The sequence below is a fragment of the Enterobacter cloacae complex sp. P42RS genome (genome assembly GCF_014930595.1).
Classification (GTDB): Bacteria; Pseudomonadota; Gammaproteobacteria; order Enterobacterales; family Enterobacteriaceae; genus Enterobacter; species Enterobacter bugandensis.
This window is the reverse complement of the sequence record NZ_JADBRK010000003.1, coordinates 57,888-64,016: the sequence shown is the minus strand read 5'-3', so window position 1 is coordinate 64,016 and position 6,129 is coordinate 57,888. Positions and strand designations below refer to the sequence as shown.

Sequence of the window (6,129 nt, the reverse complement as noted above, 5' to 3'; positions counted from 1 at the left end):
TGCATCCGTAGCTCAGCTGGATAGAGTACTCGGCTACGAACCGAGCGGTCGGAGGTTCGAATCCTCCCGGATGCACCATCTATTACTTCATATTGCTTTCGAAGTGATGTGAATATCGAGCAGTACAGTAGTAAATCCTGATGCATCCGTAGCTCAGCTGGATAGAGTACTCGGCTACGAACCGAGCGGTCGGAGGTTCGAATCCTCCCGGATGCACCATCTCTTCTAGTGATCCCCTTCGATGTTTAGTTCTTAATCACTCTCATTGTTATCACTTCGCAATCAGCGACAAAAATCCCCTTTTACGATAAAGTAATGCTTTGTTAATCGTTTAGCGAGAGCACGATGTACGCACAGTATGACGGTTTGATCTTCGACATGGACGGCACCCTCCTGGATACCGAACCCACGCATCGTCAGGCCTGGACCGACGTCCTGGGCCGTTACGGTATGCGTTTCGATTTACAGGCGATGATTGCCCTCAACGGATCGCCCACCTGGCGTATCGCACAGGCCGTGATTGAGCTGAATCAGGCCGATCTCGACCCGCATCAGCTCGCGCGTGAAAAAACCGATGCGGTAAAAGCCATACTGTTAGACACCGTGCAGCCTCTACCACTCATTGACGTCGTCAAGGAGTGGCACGGGCGTCGTCCTATGTCTGTCGGCACGGGCAGCGAGAGCGCGATTGCTGAAGCGCTACTCAACCACCTTGGCCTGCGCCACTATTTTTCTGCCGTCGTTGCTGCCGATCATGTTAAGCATCACAAACCCGCACCGGATACCTTCCTGCTCTGCGCAGAATTAATGGGTGTTCCACCCGCAAAATGCGTGGTGTTTGAAGATGCTGATTTTGGCATTCAGGCCGCGCGTGATGCCGGAATGGCGGCGGTGGACGTTCGCTTACTGTGAGTGACGCGCTGTCACTTGCCTCATTATTCGCCAGCAGTTTTTTAAGCTCCACGCTGTTACCGGGCAATTCGGAAGTGGTGCTGGTGGCGATGCTGTTGTCCGGCGTGAGTCAGCCCTGGCTGCTTGTATTAATAGCAACAATGGGTAATAGCCTTGGAGGGCTGACTAACGTTATTCTTGGGCGTTTCTTTCCGCTGCGCGAAAAATCGCGCTGGCAGGAAAAGGCAGTCGGCTGGCTAAAACGCTATGGCGCTGCCACGCTGTTATTAAGCTGGATGCCTGTAATAGGCGATTTACTGTGTCTGCTGGCGGGATGGATGCGGATCTCCTGGGGACCGGTGCTCTTTTTTTTGTGCCTTGGCAAGGCGTTGCGCTATGTTCTCGTGGCGTGGGCAACACTACAGGGTATGACGTGGTGGCACTAATTGGTGGAATGAATACGCGACCTTCAATCGTCAACCATTACAATTATGCTGAGTAACATTACTTTGACAGGCGGGAGGTCAATTTGATCCCGGACGTATCTCAGGCGCTGGCCTGGCTGGAAAACCACCCTCAGGCTCTGAAGGGTATTCAGCGTGGTCTTGAGCGTGAAACGCTGCGCGTTAACGCGGACGGTAGCTTAGCGACGACGGGTCACCCGAAGGCGTTAGGCTCGGCGCTGACACATAAATGGATCACAACCGATTTCGCTGAAGCGCTGCTGGAGTTCATTACGCCGGTGGACGGCGATATTGATCATATGCTGACGATCCTGCGCGACATCCATCGCTACACCGCGCGCAATCTCGGCGATGAACGTATGTGGCCGCTCAGCATGCCGTGCTATATCGAGCAGGGCCAGGAGATTGAGCTGGCGCAGTACGGCACGTCAAACATTGGTCGGCTGAAAACGCTCTATCGCGAAGGTCTTAAAAATCGCTACGGCGCGCTGATGCAGACGATCTCTGGCGTGCACTACAATTTCTCTTTGCCGATGGCGTTCTGGCAGGCGAAGGGGGGAGAAACGGATAAAGAAGCGATCTCCGCCGGTTATTTCCGTCTGATCCGCAACTATTACCGTTTTGGCTGGGTGATTCCGTATCTGTTTGGCGCGTCGCCTGCCATTTGTTCATCGTTCCTGCAGGGGAAACCGACCACGCTGCCGTTCGAAAAAACCGAGTGTGGCATGTACTATCTCCCGTACGCGACTTCTCTGCGCATGAGCGATCTGGGCTATACCAATAAATCGCAAAGCAATCTCGGTATTACGTTTAACGAATTGCACGAATATGTGGCAGGATTGAAGCGGGCGATTAAAACTCCGTCGGAAGAGTACGCGAAAATCGGCCTCGAAAAAGACGGAAAGCGCCTGCAAATCAACAGCAACGTATTGCAGATTGAAAACGAACTGTATGCGCCAATTCGTCCGAAGCGCGTGACGCGCAGCGGTGAAACGCCGTCGGATGCGCTGCAGCGCGGCGGCATTGAATACATTGAAGTGCGCTCGCTGGACATCAACCCGTTCTCACCGATTGGCGTTGACGAGCAGCAGGTTCGCTTCCTGGATCTGTTTATGGTCTGGTGCGCGCTGGCGGATGCGCCGGAAATGAGTTCAGACGAACTGCTTTGTACGCGCACGAACTGGAACCGCGTGATTCTGGAAGGCCGTAAACCGGGTCTGACGCTGGGTATTGGCTGCGAAACGGCGCAGTTCCCGCTGGCTAAGGTTGGTAAGGATCTGTTCCGTGACCTGAAGCGTGTTGCCCGCACCCTGGACAGCATCGACGGCGGCGACGCGTATCAACAGATTTGCGACCAGCTGGTTGAATGCTTTGATAACCCGGAACTGACGTTCTCTGCGCGCATTTTGCGCACCATGATCGAGCAGGGGATTGGCGGCACGGGGCGTTCACTCTCAGCGGAGTACCGTGAGATGCTGATGCAGGAGCCGTTAGAGATCCTGAGCGAAGCGGATTTTGTCGCGGAGCGCGACGCGTCCCTGGTGCGTCAGAAAGAGGTTGAAGCGGCGGATACGGAGTCGTTTGAGGCGTTTCTGGCGAAGCAGGCTTAAGCAGAAAAGAAAAAGGCCACATCGCTGTGGCCAAAATATACATCTCTGAATTCAGGGATGATGATAACAAATGCGCGTCTTTCATATACTCAGACGTGCATTCTGTAGAAGAGTTCAGTTTATTTAAAAAAAAATCACTATCGGAGGTGACGTATGCCGTTATTAGATAGCTTTACTGTCGACCATACCCGTATGGAAGCACCTGCAGTCCGCGTGGCGAAGACCATGCACACCCCGCACGGCGACACGATCACCGTCTTCGATCTGCGCTTCTGCGTGCCGAATAAAGAAGTGATGCCGGAGAAAGGCATTCACACCCTGGAACACCTGTTCGCCGGTTTCATGCGTGACCACCTGAACGGCAACGGCGTTGAGATCATCGACATCTCTCCGATGGGCTGCCGTACCGGCTTCTACATGAGCCTGATTGGTCAGCCTGAAGAGAAACGCGTCGCCGATGCGTGGAAAGCGGCGATGGAAGACGTGCTGAAAGTGAAAGAGCAGAACCAGATCCCTGAGCTGAACGTTTACCAGTGCGGCACTTACCAGATGCACTCTCTGGAAGAAGCCCAGGAAATTGCCCGTCACATCATCGAGCGTGACGTTCGCGTGAACAGCAATGAAGAGCTGGCCCTGCCAAAAGAAAAACTGCAGGAACTGCACATCTAGTATTGTGCCTGTGGATGCCCGGTGGCGCTTCGCTGGCCGGGCCTACAATCCTCATGACGACAACCACCACCTTCTCCTTTACCCATCGCCCGCTTGTGCCGTTTTCGCATGATTATGCTCATGGCGATAGCGAGCCGTGGCATGAGCACGACTGCGCGCAGCTGCTGCACAGCCTGACGGGCGTCGTGCGGGTCGATACCGCATCCGGCTGCTGGGTAGTGCCGCCCGGGCGCGGCGTCTGGCTACCGGCGGGAACACAGCACTCGCTTCGCATCACCGGCAACGTTGCAGCCCGCACGCTGTTTATCGATCCGCTGGCGCGAGCCGATCTCCCGGCGACCTGTCAGATCGTGCAGATCTCCCCGCTGCTGCGCGAGCTGATCCTCACCTCCCTGACGCTACCGGAATCGTACTCGCCGGGAAGCCGTGACGAGCGCGTGTATGAGCTCATTCTGGATGAAATTCGCATCATGCCGGTGCTGCCGTTTCACCTGCCGGAACCGGAAAGTGAAGCGTTACGCCAGCTGTGTCGGCAGATCCGTCAGTTACCAGGTGAAAGCTGGAGCGGTCAACAGAGCGCGAGCTTGCTCGGCATGAGCGAGCGTACGCTGAACCGCCATTTTCAGCAGCAGACCGGGTTAAGCTACGGCGAGTGGGTGAGAAGGGCGCGCCTGCTGGAAGCCTTAGTGCGGCTGGCGCAGGGCCAGCCGGTGCTGCGCGTGGCGCTGGATCTGGGATACGGCAGCCACAGCGCCTTTACGGCGATGTTCCGCCGGGCGATGGGTATCTCACCCAGCGATTACTTTAAGAACGACTAACCGCGTTAAACAGCGCCTGAAGCGACGCGCGCGCCACGTCGCTGTCAATGCCCACGCCCCAGCTGCTGGTGCCGTCCTGGAACAGGCAGCGGATATAGGCCACCGAACGGCTGTCGCTGCGTTCGCCCAGCGTATGTTCGTGATAATCCTTAATCACAAACGGCGCGTTGACCCAGCGGCTCAGGCCCTGCGCGGCAGCGGAGAGCAGACCGTTGCCCTGACCCTCCAGCTGGCGCGTTCCCCCCTGCGTGACGACGCTTGCCGTCAGCCGCAGCTGGCCGTTCTGCTGGCCGTCGCTGCGGTAGGATTGCAGCGCCAGCTGCGGCGTCGTTACCAGCCCGTAGCGGGTGCGGAATAGCTGCCACAGCGCGTTCTGCGTCATTTCTTTCCCGTGGCGATCCGTTTCCTGCTGCACGTGCTGGCTAAAATCCTGCTGCAGGGCGCGGGGCAGCTTCAGGCCGTGGTTTTGCTCAATAAGCCAGGCGCTGCCGCTTTTTCCTGACTGGCTGTTCACGCGGATCACCGCTTCGTAGGTGCAGCCGATGTCCTGCGGATCGACGGGCAGATAGGGCATCTCCCAGCGATCGCCAGGCCTGCGGGCATCAAAGCCTTTCTTAATGGCGTCCTGGTGCGAGCCGGAGAAGGCGGTATAGGCCAGCCGTCCTGCCCACGGATGGCGCGGATGGACAGGCAACTGGTTGCAGGCCTCTACCGTTTCGACCACCCGATTCATATCGCTAAAGTCCAGATTGGGACTAATGCCCTGGCTGTAGAGGTTCATCGCCAGCGTTACCAGGCAAACGTTGCCCGTGCGTTCGCCGTTGCCAAAAAGGCAGCCCTCTACGCGGTCGGCCCCGGCCATCACCGCCAGCTCCGCGCTGGCGACGCCCGTTCCGCGGTCGTTATGCGGATGCACGCTGATGCAAACGTCGCGGCGACGGCTGAAGTGGCGGCAGAAATACTCTATCTGATCGGCATAGACGTTCGGCGTACTGACCTCGACGGTAGCGGGTAAGTTGATCACCATTGGCCGTTCATCGCACGGCTGCCAGATCTCCGCCACGGCTTCACAAATCTCCAGCGCAAACTCCGGCTCGGTAAAGCAGAAGGTTTCCGGGGAGTACTCGTACTGCCAGCGGGTTTCAGGGTTCTCTTCACAAAGCTGGCGGATAAGCCGCGTGGCGCGGGTGGCCAGCTCGACGATCTGCGCTTTCTCCATGCCGAACACCAGGCGGCGGAACAGCGGGGCGGTGGCGTTATACAGGTGGACGGTGGCCTGCTTCGCGCCGCGCAGGGATTCAAAAGTACGATGGATAAGATCTTCCCGCGCCTGTGTTAACACCTGAATCGTGACGTCATCCGGAATGCGGTTCTCTTCGATGAGCTGGCGGACAAAGTTGAAGTCGGTCTGCGAGGCGGACGGGAAGGCGACCTCAATCTCTTTAAATCCGCAGCCCAGCAGCAAATCCCAGAACTGCAGCTTGCGCGCGCTGTCCATCGGCTCGGCAAGCGCCTGGTTGCCGTCGCGTAAGTCTGTCGAAAGCCAGCGCGGCGCGCGGGTGATGGTCTGCTCCGGCCAGCGGCGGTCGGGCAATGAAACGGTGGGATAAGGCTGGTATTTGTTGGCGGGTGTGTTCAGCATGATGCGCTCCTGTTGTCTTTTCACTATCGTGAAGT

6 protein-coding genes and 2 tRNA genes are annotated in these 6,129 nt (G+C 57.2%); 7 read left to right on the top strand and 1 reads right to left on the bottom strand.

Features of this window, described 5'->3' with window-relative positions; genetic code table 11:
- Nucleotide 1 precedes the first annotated feature (1 nt).
- The 7 genes from IM314_RS05915 to IM314_RS05885 all read left to right on the top strand — a co-directional run bounded on the left by IM314_RS05915 (nt 2) and on the right by IM314_RS05885 (nt 4,452).
- A tRNA-Arg gene (locus IM314_RS05915) sits at nt 2–78 on the top strand.
- 64 nt (nt 79–142) lie between these two features.
- Nucleotides 143–219, top strand: a tRNA-Arg gene (locus IM314_RS05910).
- Between the two features lie 126 nt (nt 220–345).
- Complete coding sequence (gene yqaB, locus IM314_RS05905) at nt 346–912, top strand: fructose-1-phosphate/6-phosphogluconate phosphatase (protein ID WP_047364386.1); 567 nt, start codon at nt 346–348, stop codon at nt 910–912.
- The gene (locus IM314_RS05900; protein WP_047364384.1) at nt 909–1,337 is read left to right on the top strand and encodes a YqaA family protein; all 429 of its coding nucleotides are present in this window, start codon (nt 909–911) and stop codon (nt 1,335–1,337) included. The genes yqaB and IM314_RS05900 overlap by 4 nt, the downstream gene beginning before the upstream one ends.
- 83 nt (nt 1,338–1,420) lie before the next feature.
- Nucleotides 1,421–2,965, top strand: coding sequence for a glutamate--cysteine ligase (gshA, locus tag IM314_RS05895; protein WP_041908520.1), 1,545 nt, complete (start codon nt 1,421–1,423; stop codon nt 2,963–2,965).
- 153 nt (nt 2,966–3,118) lie between these two features.
- Nucleotides 3,119–3,634 carry an S-ribosylhomocysteine lyase gene (gene luxS / locus IM314_RS05890; RefSeq protein WP_008499539.1) on the top strand — a complete coding sequence of 172 codons (516 nt, stop codon included), beginning with the start codon at nt 3,119–3,121 and terminating at the stop codon, nt 3,632–3,634.
- 53 nt (nt 3,635–3,687) lie between these two features.
- On the top strand, nt 3,688–4,452 hold the full coding sequence (locus IM314_RS05885; RefSeq protein ID WP_060572370.1) for a helix-turn-helix domain-containing protein: 765 nt from the start codon (nt 3,688–3,690) through the stop codon (nt 4,450–4,452).
- Here the strand turns inward: IM314_RS05885 and leuA are convergent.
- Complete coding sequence (gene leuA, locus IM314_RS05880; protein WP_193358398.1) at nt 4,439–6,094, bottom strand: 2-isopropylmalate synthase; 1,656 nt, start codon at nt 6,092–6,094, stop codon at nt 4,439–4,441. The genes IM314_RS05885 and leuA overlap by 14 nt on opposite strands.
- Nucleotides 6,095–6,129 lie beyond the last annotated feature (35 nt).